Raw genomic sequence first — 17,689 nt, 5'->3', positions numbered from 1 at the left:
CTGGCGGGCGCAGTTCTTTCGATCAATGGCCGCCAGATGCGTTTTTCCGCCGGTTGCGTGCCACCATGTTCAGCACTTCAACCAGAGCGGAGAAGGCCATGGCGGCGTAGATGTAGCCCTTGGGAACATGTACGCCCATGCCTTCGGCGATCAGCGTCGTGCCGATCATCAGCAGGAAGGCGAGCGCCAGCATGACGATGCTCGGGTTCTTCTCGATGAAGTTGGCGAGCGGGTTTGCGGCGACCAGCATGACCGTGACGGCGGCGATGACGGCGACGAACATGATCGCCAGGTGCGGCGTCATGCCGACGGCGGTGATGATGCTGTCGATCGAGAAGACCAGATCGAGCAGCAGGATCTGGCCGATCGCCGAGGCGAAGGTCGTGGTTGATTTAGCGATGAAATCCTCGCCCTGCTCCTGCGGATCGACATTGTGATGGATTTCCTTCGTCGCTTTCCAGACGAGGAAGAGGCCGCCGCCGATGAGGATCATGTCCTTCCAGGAGAAGCCCTGGCCGAAGATTTCGAAGACGGGCTGGGTCAGCTGGACGATCCAGGCGACTGTTCCGAGCAGCGCGAGGCGCATGATAAGGGCGAGGCCGATGCCGATCTTGCGGGCTCTGTCACGATGCTCCGGCGGCAGCTTGTTGGTGAGGATCGAGATGAAGATCAGGTTGTCGATGCCGAGGACCACCTCCATGACGACAAGCGTGATGAGCGCCACCCACGCCCCCGGGTCCTGTATCAGCCCGATAATATCCATTGACGATGCCCCCTTTGATCAGCATTCGCCGGTGCTGACCCCCAGCCCGGCCTTTCCAGAATGGCCGTAATGTAAGGAGCGCAGTCGTCCGTACAAGCGCCACCGCCAATTTCGTGGCGGCGGCCTTATCTCCGGGTCTTGTTCCCACGCTGGGTTTCTAGGCCTTCAGGGGGACCCATATCTCCGTCACGCCCGCGCCCGTGCGTGGGTCGAAGCGCTCGTCGTAGCGTTCCATCATGTCGGGGGTGCCGCCATGCTGCTGGCCCGATTGCGGCAGCCATTCGCCGAAGATCTGCTGCACGGTGGCGGAAATGCCGGAGATATGGCCGCGATGCGTGAAGATCGCATAGCGCTGCTGCGGCAGCTTCATTGTCACGAAGCCTTCGGGCAGGCCGTCGGCGGCTGAAACTTCGGCTGCCGACATATAGCGGAAGCTTTCGCTGCCTTCTTCCGCCTGGGTGCAGACGCCATAGGCGACATTGCCGACCTGGCCTGGAATATGACCGAAATGCTGATTGAACTTCTGCCAAAGCGAGGGGATCGCCTGCGTTGCCTCGTGGGCATAGGTTTCCGCAAGGCCGGCGAGCAGCATTGCGGGGTGGGTTTCGAAGCGCGGGGCATCGAGCTTGGGAAGGCGGGTGTCGTCCATTCTGATCGGCTCCTGTAGAGCGAGGTTGCGAATGTGCCCCTGCTTGCGCAGACTTTCCGGCGTCATGCCGAACTGCTCGCGGAAGGCGCGGGTGAAGGCCTCGTGCGAGCCGTAGCCGGCATCGAGGGCAACCTGGAGAATGGAAGAGGAACCGTCGATCAGCGCGAGGGCTGCCTCGCTGAGGCGGCGGCTCCGGATATAGCTGCTGATCGAATGGCCTGTCGTCATGCCGAAGACGCGCGACAGATGATAGCGAGACAGCCCGGCCGTCTCGGCAATCTCGTCCAGCGAGATATCGGACGCAAAATGGCTTTCGATAAACCATATCGCTCTTCCGATCGCGCTCATCTTCAACTCCCCTGGTTGCCGGGCCAGTCATAGGCCTCCGGCGGTGGCGATGCTTGATCGCCGTTGCGGAGTTGGATCACTACCTGCTCGCCGGCAACAAGGGGAGAGTTGTTCGTGCTAATCCTTGCGGTCGGGGCCGTAGCCGGCCAGGAAGACGCGCACGGCACCGCGCACGACATAGTCGATCTCTTCCTTCGACGGAGGCTCCTCCATGTCGCCGAACAGCCGTAGCTTGAAATAGCCGCCACTGGCCATTTCAAGGAAATGACGCGCGGCCATGTCGAAATCATCGATTTTGAGATGGCCAGCTGCAGCCTGGCGCTCGAGGAAGCCGCGCAGCACCGTGCGCAGATTTTCGGGACCGGTGAAGAAGCGTTGACAGAGCGAGGGCATGCGTTCGCGCACGCCGATGACCGTGCGCATGGCGCTGATGGTCTTATCCGAGGTGACGTGCGTGACGAAGACGATACCGAAATCATAAAGCGAGGTCGTGACATCCGCTTCGTCTGAAAGAGCATTGCGCACAAGGTTGACGAAATGGGCGCGCTCGCTCTCCATCATGGCGGCGAACAGATCTTCCTTGTTGGCGAAATAGACGTAGAGAGTGCCCTTGGAAACGCCCGCCTCGCGGGTGACATCGTTCATGCTCGCCGCATCGAAACCCATTTTCATAAAGACACGCTTGGCGCCTTCGAGAATCTGATGACGCTTGGCAGGGTCTTCGCCGGCTGCCCAGCGCCCACCGGAGCCCGGCGCAGGCGCGTTCAACACAGCGGCATTTTGGGATTCGTGTTTCATCGGCTCTTTCACCGTCTCCTTTACGCGATAGGCGATCACTTTTTCCAAATCTTAAACAGATTCGCCAAATAAATCGAACCGCTCAGTTCGATATCTCTTGATATGGAGTGAAAAAGGCTCTATGTCAATTGAACCGAACCGTTCGGTTCGATTATTTTGCCAGATTTCGGTGGTAGGGAAATGTCGTCAAGTCATGGAAACAATGTAGCACGCATCGTGGACGAGCCAGCAGATGCTGAGGCGGAAGCCCGCGAAGGCGGCGTGTCTGCTGAAGCTCCGGCGGCTGAAACACGTCGCAACCCTGCCCCCGCCCAGGCTGCGCCTGCTGCTCCGGTCCCTGCGGCCCCACCGCCGCCGGAGAAAAAGCGGCGCAGCCTGGTTTTTCCGATTATCCTCGTCGCCGCTCTCGCGGCCGGCGGCTGGTACGGCTATGACTGGTGGACGAACGGCCGCTTCATGGTCTCGACAGACGACGCCTATATCGGCGGCGACATCGCGACCATCCAGCCGAAGGTTACCGGCTACGTTTCCAAGGTGAACGTCGTTGCCAACCAGCAGGTCAAGGCCGGCGACGTGCTCGCCACGCTCGATGACGGCGACTATAAGCTGGCGCTGGAACAGGCCCAGGCCTCGCTCGATACCGAGCAGCTTTCACTCCATACCATCGATGCACAGATCGCAGCCGGCCAGGCCGCTCTTGCGCAGTCGCAGGCACAGAAGGTTGCCCTGCAAGCCACTGTCCGTGGCGCGCAGATCACCCAGACGCGCGCTGCCGAACTGCAGTCGAAGTCGGTCGGCACCACGGCCGCCTTGGATAGCGCCAACATCGCGCTCGACCAAGCCAAGGCGAACCTGGTCGGCGGCGATGCCGCGATTGCCTCGGCGCAGGCGAACATCAATCTGCTGCAGGCTCAGCGCAGGCAGGCCGAGAGCACGATCAAGGGACTGGAGGCCGCTCGCGACAAGGCTTCCCGCGACCTGTCGTTCACCGTGCTGAAGGCGCCGTATGACGGCATTGTCGGTAATCGCTCTGTCCAGGAAGGTGACCTTGTTTCTCCCGGCCAGAAGCTGATGGCGATCGTGCCGATCCGCCAGCTCTATATCGACGCGAATTTCAAGGAAACGCAGATCCAGCATCTGGTTCCCGGTTCCAAGGTCAATATTCACGTCGATGCCTATAGCGATCATCCCATCGTCGGCACCGTCGAGTCGATCTCGCCGGCTTCCGGTTCGGTCTTCTCGCTGCTGCCGCCGGAAAACGCGACGGGTAACTTCACCAAGATCATTCAGCGCGTGCCTGTCCGCATCGCATTGCCGCAGGACGCGCTCAACACCGGCCGTCTGCGCGCAGGCCTCAGCGTCGTCGTCGACGTCGATACCCGCACGGCGCCGGATAAGTAAGCGATCAAGCTCGGGAGAGACGCAGCATGTCGTCCGCCAGCACTACAGCCGGGTCGCCTCCGCGCGCGGCCGGCCCCGCCGCGTCAGCGGCGGATCACATCGACACGAAAAAACTCATCGCCTTTCTGGCGATGGTGCTCGGCATGTTCATGTCAATCCTCGACATTCAGATCGTCTCCGCCTCGCTCAGCGAAATCCAGGCAGGCCTCAGCGCCGGTTCGGATGAGATCGGCTGGGTGCAGACGGCCTACCTGATCGCCGAAGTCATCATGATCCCGTTGTCGGGAACGCTGGCGCGCATCATTTCGACGCGCTATCTGTTCGCAATCTCGGCCGCCGGCTTCACTGCAGCGAGCGCGCTTGCCGCGACCGCCACCAACATCGACCAGATGATCGTCTACCGCGCCCTGCAGGGCTTCATCGGCGGCGGCATGATCCCTTCCGTGTTCGCGGCGGCATTCACGATCTTCCCGCCATCCAAGCGCAACGTCGTCTCGCCGATCATCGGCCTGATCGCGACGCTTGCGCCGACCATCGGCCCGACCGTGGGCGGCTATCTTTCCAATGCCTTTTCCTGGCACTGGCTGTTCCTGGTCAACATCCCCCCGGGTATCATCGTTACAATCGTGACCTGGAACTTCATCGATTTCGATAAGCCCGAACTGTCGCTGATGAAGAAATTCGACTGGTGGGGGCTTCTTTCCATGGGCGTTTTTCTGGGCGCGCTGGAATATGTTCTCGAAGAGGGCAATACCAACGACTGGTTTAACGACAATTATATCGTTGCGGGCGCTATCGCTTCCGCGATCGGTGCGGTGATCTTCTTCTATCGTGCCTTCACGGTCGAATTTCCCGTGGTCGATCTCAGAGCCTTCACGAACAAGAATTTCGCTTTCGGCTCGATGTTCTCTTTCGTGATGGGTATCGGTCTCTATGGCTTGACCTATATCTATCCGCTTTTCCTCGGGCGTATCCGCGGCTACGACTCTCTGCAGATCGGCGAGACGATGTTCGTGTCCGGCCTTGCCATGTTCTTTACGGCACCGCTGGCCGGTTTCCTTGCGGGCAGAATCGATCTCCGCATCCTGATGATCATCGGCTTCACCAGTTTCTCGGCCGGTACTTACATCATGATGCACCTGACGACGGACTGGGATTTCTGGGAATTGATGATTCCTCAGATCCTGCGCGGCTTCGGTCTGATGCTCTGCATGGTGCCGATCAACAATATCGCGCTGGGAACCATGCCGCCCGCCCGCATGCGCGGCGCATCCGGCTTGTTCAACCTGACGCGTAACCTTGGCGGTGCCGTCGGTCTCGCGATCATCAACACGCTGCTGACGAACCGGCAGGACCAGCATTATTTCAGCCTGCGTGACCATATTCATTGGGGCAGCCATGCCGCCGTAACCCAATTGAACAACATGGCCGCCAATTTCAACGCAGCCGGCCTCGACGGTGAGCAGGCCGCGTTGAAGCAGATGGTCAACATGGCGACGCGGCAGGCGGTGGTCATGTCCTTCGGGGATATCTTCCTGATGCTGACCGTATTGTTCCTGGCGATGATCCTCGGCGTCCTCATGTTGAGCAAGCCCAGTCCGACAGGCGGCGGTGGCGGCGGAGGCCACTGATCCAACGCTTAAGAATGCTCCCAAGGCATGGCCCCTCCTCGTGAGGGGCCTTTTTTTGTTTATGGTCCTGTGAGGAAAATCGAGCGGCCGGAAATTTTTGATTTACGTACATCAGAAATGGCGGTAAAGGATTTCGGCAAGGAGGAGCCGATGAGACCGACCGTGCATGATATAGCCGCCGCCGCGGGCGTCAGCCTCGCCACCGTCGATCGTGTCTTGAACCAGCGGCCGGGCGTGCGGCTGGTGACGCGGGAGAAGGTGGAGGCCGCTATTCGGGAGATCGGCTATATCCGCGACGTCGCCGCCGCCAATCTGGCCAAGGGCCGCGTCTATCCTCTCGTCTTCATCGTGCCGACAGGCGACAACTCGTTCATGCATGGGCTGCGCTCAGAGGTGCATCATGCGACGTTGCGGGCGAGCATAGAGCGCACGGATATCCGTATCGTCGAGGTGCCACCTTTCGATGTGCCGGCGCTGGTGTCGGCGCTCGATGCGGTGCAGGGGCAGGACATCGCCGGCGTCGCGCTGGTGGCGACCGATGCGCCCGAGGTTCGGGCTGCGGTCGGCCGGCTCGTCTCCCAGCGTGTCCCCGTCGTCACGCTTGTCTCCGATCTGACCGATTCCGCCCGGCATCATTATGCCGGCATCGACAACATCGCCGCCGGCCGCACAGCCGCCCGGCTGCTCGGGCGCTTCCTTGGCGGCCGCCAGGGCGAGATTACCGTTCTCGCCGGTTCCATGCTGGTGCGCGACCATCGCGAGCGCCTGCAGGGCTTCTCTGACGTCATGGCCGAGGAGTTTCCCAGGCTGCACCCGCGACCCGTATTGGAAGGGCGCGACGATCCGGACCTAGCCCGATCGCTCGTTTCCAAGGCATTGTCCGAAAGCAGGGACATTATCGGCATTTACAATCTCGGTGCCGGCAACCGGGGCCTGATCGCTGCCTTGAAGGCCGTCAGGCCCGAGCGCGAACTGACCGTCGTCGTTCATGAGCTGACGCAGCATACGCGTGCAGCGCTGGTGGAGGGCACGATCGACGCCGTTCTCAACCAGGATGCCGGTCACGAGGTGCGCAGCGCCATCCGCGTCATGAAGGCGACCGCCGACGGCCAGGCCGTCATCGCCGATCAGGAGCGCATACGTCTCGACATTTTCTTGAAGGATAATCTGCCCTGAGCATTCGAACACGGCAGAGCACAGGGAGTAACATCTGATGTATTTGGGTCTCGATCTCGGAACGTCCGGCGTCAAAGCGATGCTGATCGACGGCAATCAGAAGATCATCGGCTCGGCCAATGGCGAGCTTGACGTCTCGCGCCCGCATCCCGGCTGGTCCGAGCAGGATCCGGCCCACTGGATCCGCGCGACCGAAGAGGCCGTTGCCGGGCTGAAGGCGGCACATCCGAAGGAGTTGGCGGCCGTGCGCGGCATTGGCCTTTCCGGCCAGATGCATGGCGCGACGCTGCTTGATGCCGATGACAAGGTGCTGCGTCCCTGCATTCTCTGGAACGATACACGCAGCTATCATGAGGCTGCAGCGCTCGACGCCGATCCGCGATTTCGCGCGCTGACCGGCAATATCGTCTTCCCCGGCTTTACCGCGCCGAAGCTCGCGTGGGTCGCCAAGCATGAGCCGGAGATTTTCGCGAGGGTGCGTTGGGTGCTTTTGCCGAAGGACTATCTGCGCCTTTGGCTGACCGGCGAGCACATGTCGGAAATGTCCGATTCGGCCGGCACCTCCTGGCTCGATACCGGCAAGCGCAAATGGTCGTCCGAGCTGCTGGCCGCGACCAATCTCGATGAAAAGCAGATGCCGGCTCTGGTGGAAGGCACCGACGTTGCCGGCAAGCTCCGCAGCGAGTTGGCCTCGAAATGGGGTATCGGCGGCGATGTCGTCGTTGCCGGCGGGGCAGGGGACAATGCGGCCTCGGCCTGCGGCATGGGCACTGTGAGCCATGGTGCGGCCTTCGTTTCGCTCGGAACGTCTGGCGTGCTCTTTGCTGCCAACGGCTCCTATCTGCCGAAGCCGGAAAGTGCTGTTCACGCCTTCTGCCACGCGCTGCCCAACACCTGGCACCAGATGGGCGTCATCCTCTCGGCAACCGATGCGCTCAATTGGCATTCGCATGTGACAGGCAAGTCTGCTGCTGAACTCACCAGCGAGCTTGGTGAGACGCTGAAGGCGCCGAGCAGCGTCACCTTCCTGCCCTATCTCTCCGGCGAACGCACGCCACACAACGACGCGACGATCCGCGGCGCCTTCATCGGTCTCGGCCATGAAAGCGGCCGCGCCGTGCTGACGCAAGCGGTGCTCGAAGGCGTGTCCTTCGCCATCCGCGACAATCTGGAAGCGCTGCGCTCGGCCGGCACGGATATCGCACGTGTGACCGCCATCGGCGGCGGCTCGCGCTCCCGCTACTGGCTGGCCTCGATCGCGACTGCGCTCGGCGTACCGGTCGATCTGCCGGCGGACGGCGATTTCGGCGCCGCCTTCGGTGCTGCGCGTCTCGGCCTGATTGCCGCCACCGGCGCCGACCCCGTCGCGGTCTGCACCCCGCCGCAGACGGCCGGCACGATCGATCCGGTTGCGTCGCTGACGGATGCTTATGCGGATGCCTACAAGCGCTACCGAGCGGTTTATCCGGCGATCAAGCCGTTGAGCATGGTTTGAGGTCAACCCCCTCACCCTAGCCCTCTCCCCGAGGGGAGAGGGGACGACGGAGCTTACTGCAGTCACCCATACCTTCTCCCCTCGAGGAGAAGGTGGCCCGAAGGGTCGGATGAGGGGGGCATCAAAGTGACAAAACACTACCGAAACACCAACCCAAGGAGATGAGACATGAGCACCGGATTTTTTGGTGACATCAGCAAGGTAAAATACGAAGGTCCGGAGAGCACCAATCCGCTGGCCTTCCGCTATTACAACAAGGACGAAGTCGTTGCCGGCAAGCGCATGGAAGACCATCTGCGTTTCGCCGTCGCCTACTGGCACACCTTCACCTGGCCGGGCGGCGATCCCTTCGGCGGCCAGACCTTCCTTCGCCCCTGGTTCCACGAGACGATGGAAGCCGCCAAGCTGAAGGCTGACGTCGCCTTCGAATTCTTCACCTTGCTCGGCGCTCCCTATTACTGCTTCCACGATGCCGACGTACGTCCGGAAGGCAAGAATTTCGCCGAGAACACCAAGAACCTGAATGAGATCGTCGACTACTTCGCCCAGAAGCAGGCCGAAACCGGCGTCAAGCTGCTCTGGGGCACGGCGAACCTCTTCTCCAACCGCCGCTTCATGTCGGGCGCTGCGACCAATCCGGACCCGGACGTCTTCGCCTTCTCGGCTGCGACCGTGAAGACCTGCATGGACGCCACCCATAAGCTCGGCGGCGAAAACTACGTTCTCTGGGGCGGCCGCGAAGGTTACGAGACGCTGCTCAACACCGACCTGAAGCGGGAAATGGACCAGATGGGCCGCTTCCTCAATCTCGTCGTCGAGTACAAGCACAAGATCGGCTACAAGGGCACGATCCTGATCGAGCCGAAGCCGCAGGAGCCGACCAAGCATCAGTATGACTACGACGTCGCAACGGTCTACGGCTTCCTCAAGAAGTACGGCCTGGAAAACGAAGTGAAGCTCAATATCGAGCAGGGCCATGCGATCCTTGCCGGCCATTCCTTCGAGCACGAGCTGGCGCTCGCCAACGCGCTCGGCGTCTTCGGTTCCATCGACATGAACCGCAACGACTACCAGTCCGGCTGGGATACCGACCAGTTCCCTAACAACGTTCCGGAAATGACGCTGGCCTATTACCAGGTTCTGGCAGGCGGCGGCTTCAAGACCGGCGGCACGAACTTCGACGCCAAGCTGCGCCGTCAGTCGCTCGATCCGGAAGATCTGCTCATCGGCCACATCGGCGGCATGGATTGCTGCGCCCGCGGTCTGAAGGCGGCCGCCAAGATGATCGAGGACAAGGCGCTCTCCAAGCCGCTCGCCGACCGTTACGCCGGCTGGGATTCGGCCGAGGGCCAGAAGCTGCTGCGAGGCGAATATTCGCTCGATCAGATCGCTCAGTGGGTCGAGACCAAGGACGTCAACCCGCAGCCGAAATCCGGCAAGCAGGAACTGCTGGAAAACATCGTCAACCGTTACGTTTGATCGACAGCTTCGGGAGGCGGTGATTCATCGCCTCCCGATTTCAGCCTGAAGGCGCGGCTGGAAATGGCTATGGGATTCCCTGAGGGGTCCTTGGCATTGGCGAAAGCATAGCCGTCGGCCTGATGAAAGGGGCCGAACTCCAGCCCCTCTTCGGCACACCTAGCGCGGAAAGCTTCGACATGCTCGACGTCGAAGACCAGCTTGACCAGCACCTGGCCCATTTTCTGCGCCTTGCCCGCAGGATGGATCATCAGATTGGCACCGCCATCCTGCGCGAGCAGCTCAATGATCCGATCGCCCTCCAGACGGAGTGGCTTGAACCCGAAATGCTTCTCGTAAAAGCTGATCGTCGCTTCGACATCGCGGACATAGAGGGTGATTCTGCCGAGCGGCATCGTTGCGTCTGCCTAGCGTCGACTGCGCGGCGGAGCTCCGACCGAGTTCCGCACGATCAGATCCGGCCGCAGCAGGATCTCCGTCTCGGCCGGCTCGCCATCCGAAAGCAGTTCCAGCAGAAGCGCCATCGCGTGCTTGCCGATGGCGGTGCGCGGCTGCCGGATTGTCGTCAGCGACGGCGTCATGAAGACGGCTTGCGGTACGTCGTCGAAGCCGGTCACCGAAAAATCCTCGGGGATATCGTAGCCGCGCGCCTTTAGCCCGATCATCACGCCGATCGCCGTCTGGTCGTTGACGCACATGAAGGCTGTCGGCAGGGTGTCGCGCATGAAGAGCTGCTCGACGGCGAGCCTCCCGCTTTCGATGGTGCCGTCGCCTTCCAGCACGATGCGCAGGTCCTGCCCGATGCCGGCCGCATCCAGCCCGGCTTCATAACCCATGCGCCGGCGGCTGTAGGCGAGGCGTGTGCGGGAATCGCCGACGAATGCAATCCTGCGATGACCCTCGGTAATCAGGAGGTCGATGGCCTTGCGCGCGCCTGCGATATCGTCGACGCCGACATAGGGAATGCCGCCGTTGAAGACCGGCTCGAAAACGCCGACACTCGGCGGCAGCCGCGCCGTCATCGTCTGATGTCCGAAGGGCAGGATGCCGGTAAAAAGGATCAATCCGGCCGCCTGGTTGGAGTTCAGAAACTTCAGATATTCGAGCCCGCGCTGCGCGTCGTTCTGCGTGTGGCCGATGAGGATACCGTAGCCGTGCGAACGTGCCTCATTCTCCAGGCCGATGAGAATATTGGAGAAATTGGGATCGCCGATATCGGGTGCGACCACGAGAATCATGTTCGATCGGCCAAGCCGGAGGCTGCGTGCCATGGCATTGGTGGTATAGCCGGTGATGGCGATCGCCTGATTGACTTTCAGCCGCGTCGAATTGGCGACTTTCTCCGGCATATGGATTGCCCGCGAAACCGTTGCTATCGAAACATTGGCAATTCGGGCGACGTCTTCGATAGTTGCGGGCGTGGAATTCGACACTGCGCTCTGCCTTGGGTCTCGTCTGGGGCTGGAGACTACACAGACTTCGGTGGAGGTCAAAGGTGACCGCGAAAATTTATGCGACATCCAATGATGTAAACCTTTACACAGGTTATGTAAAGGTTTACACAGCATGGAAAGCGGGTGGGACCGCAGGGAGGATTCAATGAGTTCGGAAGCCGTCGACGGTACGGTCGTGCTGTCTGCGAGAGGGATATCGAAATCCTTCAACGGCGTGCAGGTGCTGTTCAGCGTCAACTTCGATCTTCGGGCCGGCGAGATCCATGCGCTCATGGGCGAAAACGGCGCCGGCAAGTCGACGCTGGTCAAGGTCCTGTCCGGTTTCGAGCAGCCGACCTCCGGCGAGATTTTGCTCGATGGCAAGCCGGTGAAGCTGCCGCCGAACGGTGCGGCCGAGGCGCTCGGCATCGTCATCATCCACCAGGAGTTCAATCTTGCTGAGCATCTGACCGTCACCGAGAGCCTGTTTCTCGGCCGCGAAGTCACCCGCCTCGGCGTGCTCGATCGCAAGTATATGCGTGCCGAAACGCGGCGCGTGCTCGACCTTCTCGGCTCGCATGTCGATGAGAACGCCATCATCAGTACGCTCTCCATCGCCGACAAGCAGATGGTGGAGATCGCCAAGGCGATCAGCCGCGATGCGCGCATCGTCTTCATGGATGAGCCGACCGCCGTTTTGTCGCGCGAGGAGACCAATTTCCTGTTCAAACAGGTGCGCAAGCTGCGCGATCAGGGAACGAGCTTCGTCTTCGTCTCCCACAAGCTCGATGAGGTCATGGACCTGACGGATCGGGTCACGGTGCTGCGTGACGGCCAATGGGTGAAGACCTCGCCAACCTCGCTGCTCGATGGCGAATCGATCGCCCAGCTGATGGTCGGGCGCGAGCTCTCGAGCCTTTATCCGGCCAAGAACGAGCCCGATGTCGACGAGAAGGTGGTGCTCAGCGTCGCCTCGGTCTCGACCGGCTACGTCCACGATGCGAGCTTCGAGCTGCGCAAGGGCGAGATATTGGGCTTTTCCGGCATGATCGGCTCTGGGCGAACCGAGCTGATGGAGGCGATCGTCGGACTGCGTTCGCGTGTCTCCGGCGAGGTCGTCGTCAACGGCCAAACGGTGCCGCCGCATGACGTGCATGCGGCCATCGATGCGGGGCTTGCCTATATGACCAAGGACCGCAAGTCGAAGGGCCTGCTTCTGAGTTCTGGCATGGTCGTCAATCTGACGCTGCAGTCGCTCGACCGGCATGGCAAGTTCGGTTATCTGAGCGCCTCAAGTGAAGCCGATGCGCTGGCGAGGGCGCGCCGCCGTTTCGATATACGCGTACGTGACGGCAATATCGTTGCCGGCCGCATGTCCGGCGGCAACCAGCAGAAGCTGCTGCTGGCGAAGGTCATGGAGACCGAGCCGCAGATCATCATCATCGACGAGCCGACGCGCGGTATCGATGTCGGTACGAAGCAGCAGATCTATCATTTCATTTCGGCGCTGGCGCGTGACGGTCATTCGATCATCGTCATCTCCTCGGAAATGCCCGAGGTCATCGGGCTGTGCACGCGGATCGCGGTCATGCGCGAGGGCCGGATCGTCGGCGTGCTCGAAGGTGAAGAGATCACCGAGCAGGAAATCATGCGTTATGCGGCGGGCCTGAAGAAAAAGACCGCTGCCTGAATGGGCGGCGGAGAGCAGGGCGAATTCCCAGAAGTCATGGGACGGGAGGTTGGTTTTGGTTATGAGCGTGGGTGAAGACAGTAGCGGAAAGGCCGGTCGGCGGGGGCGCTCCTGGCGGGATGTCGATCTCAGGGCCGTGGCGCCGTTTGCAGCGCTGGTGCTGCTTCTGATCGTAGGCGCGCTGGTCAATCCGAACTTCATCGGCATTACCAATCTCACCAATGTCGCGACGAGATGCGCCTTCATCGCCATCATCGCGGTCGGTGCCACCTTCGTCATCTCGGCGGGTGATCTCGATTTGTCTGTCGGCGCGATGGTTGCCTTCGTCGCAAGCCTGATGATCCTCCTGATGAATTCGGGTGTCATCGCCGATCCCGCCCTGATGCTGGCAGCCGCCGTGCTGTTCTCGATCGTCGCCGGCCTCCTGTGCGGCCTTGCCAACGGGCTCATCACGACCATGGGCAAGATCGAGCCGTTCATTGCGACCCTCGGCACCATGGGTGTCTATCGCGGCTTGACGACCTGGCTGTCGCAGGGCGGTGCGATCACCTTGCGGCCGGCGAATCTGCAGGCGCTCTACAAGCCCGCCTATTATGGCTCGGTGCTCGGCGTGCCGGTGCCGATCGTGGTCATTCTTGTCGTCACCGGCATTGCGGCCTTCATTCTCTATCGCACTCGCTACGGGCGGCATGTCATCGCCGTCGGTTCCAATCGCGATGTTGCGCGCTATTCCGGCGTGGCGGTCAACCGCGTGCGCACTATCGCCTTCGTCATCCAGGGCCTGTGCGTGTCGATCGCCGTGCTTCTCTATGTGCCGCGACTTGGTTCGACGTCGGCGACGACGGGCAGCCTATGGGAGCTGCAGGCGATCACCGCCGTGGTCGTCGGCGGCACGGCGCTGAAGGGCGGGGCGGGCAGGGTATGGGGCACGATCTGCGGCGCCTTCATCCTTGAGCTGGTCGGCAACATCATGCTGCTTTCCAATTTCATCAGCGAGTATCTGCTCAGTGCCATCCAGGGTGCGATCATCATCATCGCCATGCTGGTTCAGCGCTCGCTTGCTCGCAAATAGCGAATAGCCGGGTCAGGGGGCGCCCGGTTCTTGGTGACAAGGCCCTGTCTCTATCTGGGAGGAAGAAACATGCGAAAGAGACTCATAGGCTTGGCTGTCGTGATGGCGGCTCTGGCCGGCACGGTCCATGCCGAGGACAAGAAGGTAACGATCGGCGTTTCCATTCCGGCCGCCGACCACGGCTGGACCTCGGGCGTGGTATTCCATGCCGAGCGCGTCGCCAAGCTTTTGATGGCGGAGCATCCGGGACTCAACGTCATCGTCAAGACCTCGCCTGATGCGGCGAGCCAGGCCAATGCGGTACAGGACCTCGAGACCCAGGGTATCGATGCGCTCGTGATCCTGCCGTCGGATCCGGATCCGCTCGTCAACGCCATCAAGGAAGTCAAGGACAAGGGCAAGTTCGTGGCGCTGGTCGACCGTGCGCCGAGCAACAATGACAATTCCGTCCGTGACCTCTATGTCGCCGGCAACAATCCGGCGCTCGGCCAGGTCGCAGGCGAATACATCAAGGCCAATACGCCGGATGCCCAGGTTGTCGTCATCCGCGGTCTGCCGATCCCGATCGATCAGCAGCGCCAGGACGGTTTCGACAAGGGCATCGCCGGCTCGAACGTCAAGGTTCTCGACCGCCAGTATGGCAACTGGAACCGCGACGACGCCTTCAAGGTCATGCAGGACTACTTGACCAAGTTCCCGAAGATCGATGTGGTCTGGTGCCAGGATGACGACATGGCTGTCGGCGTGCTGCAGGCAATCGAGCAGGCCAAGCGCACCGATATCAAGTATATCATCGCCGGCGCCGGCTCGAAGGACATGATCAAGAAGGTCATGGATGGCGACAAGCTGATCCCCGTCGACGTGCTCTACCCACCGGCAATGGTCGGCACCGCCATGGAGCTGACCGCCGCCAACTTCTATGATCAGGTTCCGGTTCGCGGCAATTACATCCTCGATGCGACGCTCGTCACAAAGGACAACGCCAAGGACTTCTACTTCGCCGAATCTCCATTCTGATCGGCTGATTCAGATAGACGCGCCCGCCGGTTCCGGCGGGCGTTTTTATGCGTCTGCCGCTTGGCTTCGCATCCTGCGGTAATTTTTGCGGCACGTACCTCTTGCCGTCGGCGACGGGCCGTGATTAGGTCACGGGGCATTCGACTTTCAGCCCGACGACCCTATAGTTTTTGGAGGCTGCGGCACCTCAGCCGCCTCGGATATGGGCCCGAAAGGCATCGGAAACGTTTACAGAACGCGATTAGGGAGGAAATACAGATGAAGACGATCAAGGGACCAGGCCTGTTTCTCGGCCAGTTCGCCGGCGATGCGGCGCCATTCAACTCGTGGGATTCGATCACGAAATGGGCTGCCGATGCCGGCTATATCGGCGTGCAGGTTCCGACCTGGGCAAGCCAGCTCATCGACCTGAAGAAGGCGGCCTCCTCCAAGGATTATTGCGACGAATTTGCCGGTGTCGCTCGCGCCAATGGCGTCGAGGTCACCGAGCTTTCCACCCACCTCCAGGGCCAGCTCGTCGCCGTGCATCCCGCTTATGATGAAGCCTTCGACGGTTTTGCCGCTCCGGAAGTACGGGGCAATCCGAAGGCGCGCCAGGAATGGGCGGTCGAGCAGGTGAAGATGGCGCTGACGGCATCGAAGCATCTCGGCATCAAGGCGCATGCGACCTTCTCCGGCGCGCTCGCCTGGCCCTTCATCTATCCCTGGCCGCAGCGTCCGGCCGGCCTTGTCGAGACCGCCTTCGAAGAGCTTGCCCGCCGCTGGACTCCGATCCTCAACCATGCCGACGAAAACGGCGTCGACGTCTGCTACGAAATCCATCCGGGCGAAGACCTGCATGATGGCATCACCTTCGAGATGTTCCTGGAGCGCGTGAAGAACCATCCGCGCGCCAACATGCTCTACGATCCCTCTCACTACGTCTTGCAGTGCCTCGATTATCTCGAGAACATCGACATCTACAAGGACCGCATCAAGATGTTCCACGTTAAGGATGCGGAGTTCAATCCGACCGGGCGCCAGGGCGTCTATGGCGGTTATCAGGGCTGGGTCGAGCGTGCCGGCCGCTTCCGTTCGTTGGGCGACGGCCAAGTCGATTTCGGCGCCGTCTTCTCGAAGATGACCGCCAATAATTTTGACGGCTGGGCCGTGGTCGAATGGGAATGCGCGCTGAAACATCCCGAAGACGGCGCCCGCGAAGGTTCCGAATTCGTCAAGGCGCACATCATCCGCGTCACGGAAAAGGCCTTCGACGATTTTGCGGGCAGCGGCACGGACCAGGCGGCGAACCGGCGCATGCTGGGGCTGTAATCTCTTTTTCTTCTCCCTGGCGGGGAGAAGATGTCCGAAGGACAGATGAGGGGGACGAGGAGCGTCGCGACGAGTGCCTTGAGCCACAAGCGAAAGGCAGTGTCCGCTGAGTCCCCCCTCATCCGACCCTTCGGGCCACCTTCTCCCCGCAGGGAGAAGGTGAGTACAATTCCATTCATTCAGGAGGATAAAATGGCAATCGAAGGATCATCGGAACAGACGCGCGAGCCGCGCATCCGGCTTGGCATGGTGGGCGGTGGCGCCGGCGCATTCATCGGCGCTGTGCATCGCATCGCCGCGCGCATTGACGACCAGTTCGATCTCGTCGCCGGCGCGCTCTCGTCTTCGCCGGACAAGGCTCAGGCTTCCGGCCGCGATCTCGGTCTCGATCCCTCGCGCACCTATTCCAGTTATCGTGACATGGCAATTCGCGAAGCCAAGCTGAAGAACGGCATCGAGGCGGTTTCGATCGTCACGCCGAACCATGTGCACTATGACGCCGCCAAGGAATTCCTGCGGCGCGGTATCCATGTCATCTGCGACAAGCCGCTGACCTCCAATCTCGCCGATGCCAAGAAGCTGAAGAAGGTGGCCGATGAAAGCGGTGCGCTCTTCATCCTCACGCATAATTACACCGGCTATCCGATGATCCGTCAGGCGCGCGAGATGATCGCCAACGGCGAGCTCGGCGATATCCGCATCGTGCAGGCCGAATATCCGCAGGATTGGCTGACGGAAAATATCGAGCAGTCCGGTCAGAAGCAGGCTGCATGGCGTACCGACCCCTCTCAGTCCGGCGCCGGCGGTTCCACCGGCGATATCGGCACGCATGCCTATAATCTCGCTTCCTTCGTCACCGGTCTCGAGCTCGATAGCCTTGCTGCCGATCTCGACAGCTTCGTTGAGGGACGTCGCCTCGACGACAACGGCCATGTGCTGCTGCGTTTCAAGGCGAAGGGCAAGGAAAAACCGGCGAAAGGCATGCTCTGGTGCAGCCAGGTGGCGCCGGGCCATGAGAATGGCCTGAAGCTCCGCGTCTATGGCACCAAGGGCGGCATCGAGTGGACGCAGGCCGATCCGAACTATCTTTGGTACACGCCGTTTGGCGAGCCGAAGCGGCTGATTACCCGCAACGGCGCCGGCTCGGGTGCGGCCGCGGCGCGCGTCTCGCGCATCCCGTCGGGCCATCCGGAAGGCTATCTGGAAGCTTTCGCAACGATCTATACTGAGGCTGCGCGTGCCATCAATGCCCGAAAGAAGGGCGTGGCGGTCGATCCCGCCGTGGTCTATCCGACCGTCGATGACGGCGTGAAGGGCGTGGCTTTCGTCGAGGCTTGCGTTGCGTCCTCGAAGCGCAATGGTGCCTGGGTCAAGCTCTAGGTTTGGTGCAGGTTCGAGGCGGGCGAACCGCCTCGAACCTGCTCAT

General features: G+C 61.3%; 15 protein-coding genes. 10 read left to right on the top strand and 5 right to left on the bottom strand.

From position 1 onward, the window contains the following. Nucleotides 1-22: 22 nt before the first annotated feature. The 3 genes from FHT84_RS21250 to FHT84_RS21240 all read right to left on the bottom strand — a co-directional run bounded on the left by FHT84_RS21250 (nt 23) and on the right by FHT84_RS21240 (nt 2,558). Nucleotides 23-763, bottom strand: coding sequence for a TerC family protein (locus FHT84_RS21250; protein WP_113249547.1), 741 nt, complete (start codon nt 761-763; stop codon nt 23-25). A 157-nt stretch (nt 764-920) separates the two neighbouring features. Next, a complete protein-coding gene (locus FHT84_RS21245) occupies nt 921-1,760 on the bottom strand; it encodes a GyrI-like domain-containing protein (RefSeq protein WP_113249548.1) in 840 nt (279 codons plus the stop codon). A gap of 117 nt (nt 1,761-1,877) precedes the next feature. Further along, complete coding sequence (locus FHT84_RS21240; RefSeq protein WP_113249557.1) at nt 1,878-2,558, bottom strand: TetR/AcrR family transcriptional regulator; 681 nt, start codon at nt 2,556-2,558, stop codon at nt 1,878-1,880. A 180-nt stretch (nt 2,559-2,738) separates the two neighbouring features. Here FHT84_RS21240 and FHT84_RS21235 point away from each other — a divergent pair, with 180 nt between their 5' ends. From FHT84_RS21235 to xylA, 5 genes are all read left to right on the top strand, one after another. Beyond that, entirely contained in the window at nt 2,739-3,959 is a 1,221-nt protein-coding gene (locus FHT84_RS21235; RefSeq protein ID WP_113249549.1) for an HlyD family secretion protein, read from the top strand. Nucleotides 3,960-3,985: 26 nt separating this feature from the next. After that, nucleotides 3,986-5,590, top strand: coding sequence for a DHA2 family efflux MFS transporter permease subunit (locus FHT84_RS21230; RefSeq protein ID WP_113249550.1), 1,605 nt, complete (start codon nt 3,986-3,988; stop codon nt 5,588-5,590). A gap of 150 nt (nt 5,591-5,740) precedes the next feature. Then, nucleotides 5,741-6,766, top strand: coding sequence for a LacI family DNA-binding transcriptional regulator (locus FHT84_RS21225; protein ID WP_183764755.1), 1,026 nt, complete (start codon nt 5,741-5,743; stop codon nt 6,764-6,766). A gap of 37 nt (nt 6,767-6,803) precedes the next feature. Next, nucleotides 6,804-8,261 (top strand): xylulokinase, encoded by a 1,458-nt coding sequence (gene xylB, locus FHT84_RS21220; protein WP_183764758.1) that lies wholly within the window; start codon nt 6,804-6,806, stop codon nt 8,259-8,261. 168 nt (nt 8,262-8,429) lie between these two features. Beyond that, nucleotides 8,430-9,740 (top strand): xylose isomerase, encoded by a 1,311-nt coding sequence (xylA, locus tag FHT84_RS21215; RefSeq protein WP_145644458.1) that lies wholly within the window; start codon nt 8,430-8,432, stop codon nt 9,738-9,740. Here the strand turns inward: xylA and FHT84_RS21210 are convergent. Both FHT84_RS21210 and FHT84_RS21205 read right to left on the bottom strand, forming a co-directional pair. Beyond that, nucleotides 9,731-10,135 (bottom strand): VOC family protein, encoded by a 405-nt coding sequence (locus FHT84_RS21210; protein WP_183764760.1) that lies wholly within the window; start codon nt 10,133-10,135, stop codon nt 9,731-9,733. The two genes, xylA and FHT84_RS21210, sit on opposite strands and share 10 nt — an antisense overlap. Nucleotides 10,136-10,147: 12 nt before the next feature. Continuing rightward, the gene (locus FHT84_RS21205; RefSeq protein WP_183764763.1) at nt 10,148-11,173 is read right to left on the bottom strand and encodes a LacI family DNA-binding transcriptional regulator; all 1,026 of its coding nucleotides are present in this window, start codon (nt 11,171-11,173) and stop codon (nt 10,148-10,150) included. A gap of 166 nt (nt 11,174-11,339) precedes the next feature. Between FHT84_RS21205 and FHT84_RS21200 the strand changes: the two genes are divergently transcribed. The 5 genes from FHT84_RS21200 (at nt 11,340) to FHT84_RS21180 (ending at nt 17,643) form a co-directional block, all read left to right on the top strand. Next, nucleotides 11,340-12,863 (top strand): sugar ABC transporter ATP-binding protein, encoded by a 1,524-nt coding sequence (locus tag FHT84_RS21200; protein ID WP_183764765.1) that lies wholly within the window; start codon nt 11,340-11,342, stop codon nt 12,861-12,863. A gap of 61 nt (nt 12,864-12,924) precedes the next feature. Beyond that, nucleotides 12,925-13,935 carry an ABC transporter permease gene (locus FHT84_RS21195; protein WP_183764768.1) on the top strand — a complete coding sequence of 337 codons (1,011 nt, stop codon included), beginning with the start codon at nt 12,925-12,927 and terminating at the stop codon, nt 13,933-13,935. Nucleotides 13,936-14,004: 69 nt separating this feature from the next. Beyond that, nucleotides 14,005-14,952 (top strand): substrate-binding domain-containing protein, encoded by a 948-nt coding sequence (locus FHT84_RS21190; protein ID WP_112343251.1) that lies wholly within the window; start codon nt 14,005-14,007, stop codon nt 14,950-14,952. Between the two features lie 258 nt (nt 14,953-15,210). Beyond that, complete coding sequence (locus FHT84_RS21185) at nt 15,211-16,263, top strand: sugar phosphate isomerase/epimerase (protein ID WP_112343252.1); 1,053 nt, start codon at nt 15,211-15,213, stop codon at nt 16,261-16,263. A 192-nt stretch (nt 16,264-16,455) separates the two neighbouring features. After that, on the top strand, nt 16,456-17,643 hold the full coding sequence (locus FHT84_RS21180) for a Gfo/Idh/MocA family oxidoreductase (RefSeq protein ID WP_183764771.1): 1,188 nt from the start codon (nt 16,456-16,458) through the stop codon (nt 17,641-17,643). The last annotated feature ends 46 nt before the right edge of the window (nt 17,644-17,689 follow it).

It is taken from the genome of Rhizobium sp. BK289 (assembly GCF_014193575.1).
Taxonomy (GTDB): Bacteria; Pseudomonadota; Alphaproteobacteria; order Rhizobiales; family Rhizobiaceae; genus Rhizobium; species Rhizobium tropici_C.
This window is presented reverse-complemented; position numbering and strand designations above follow the sequence as displayed.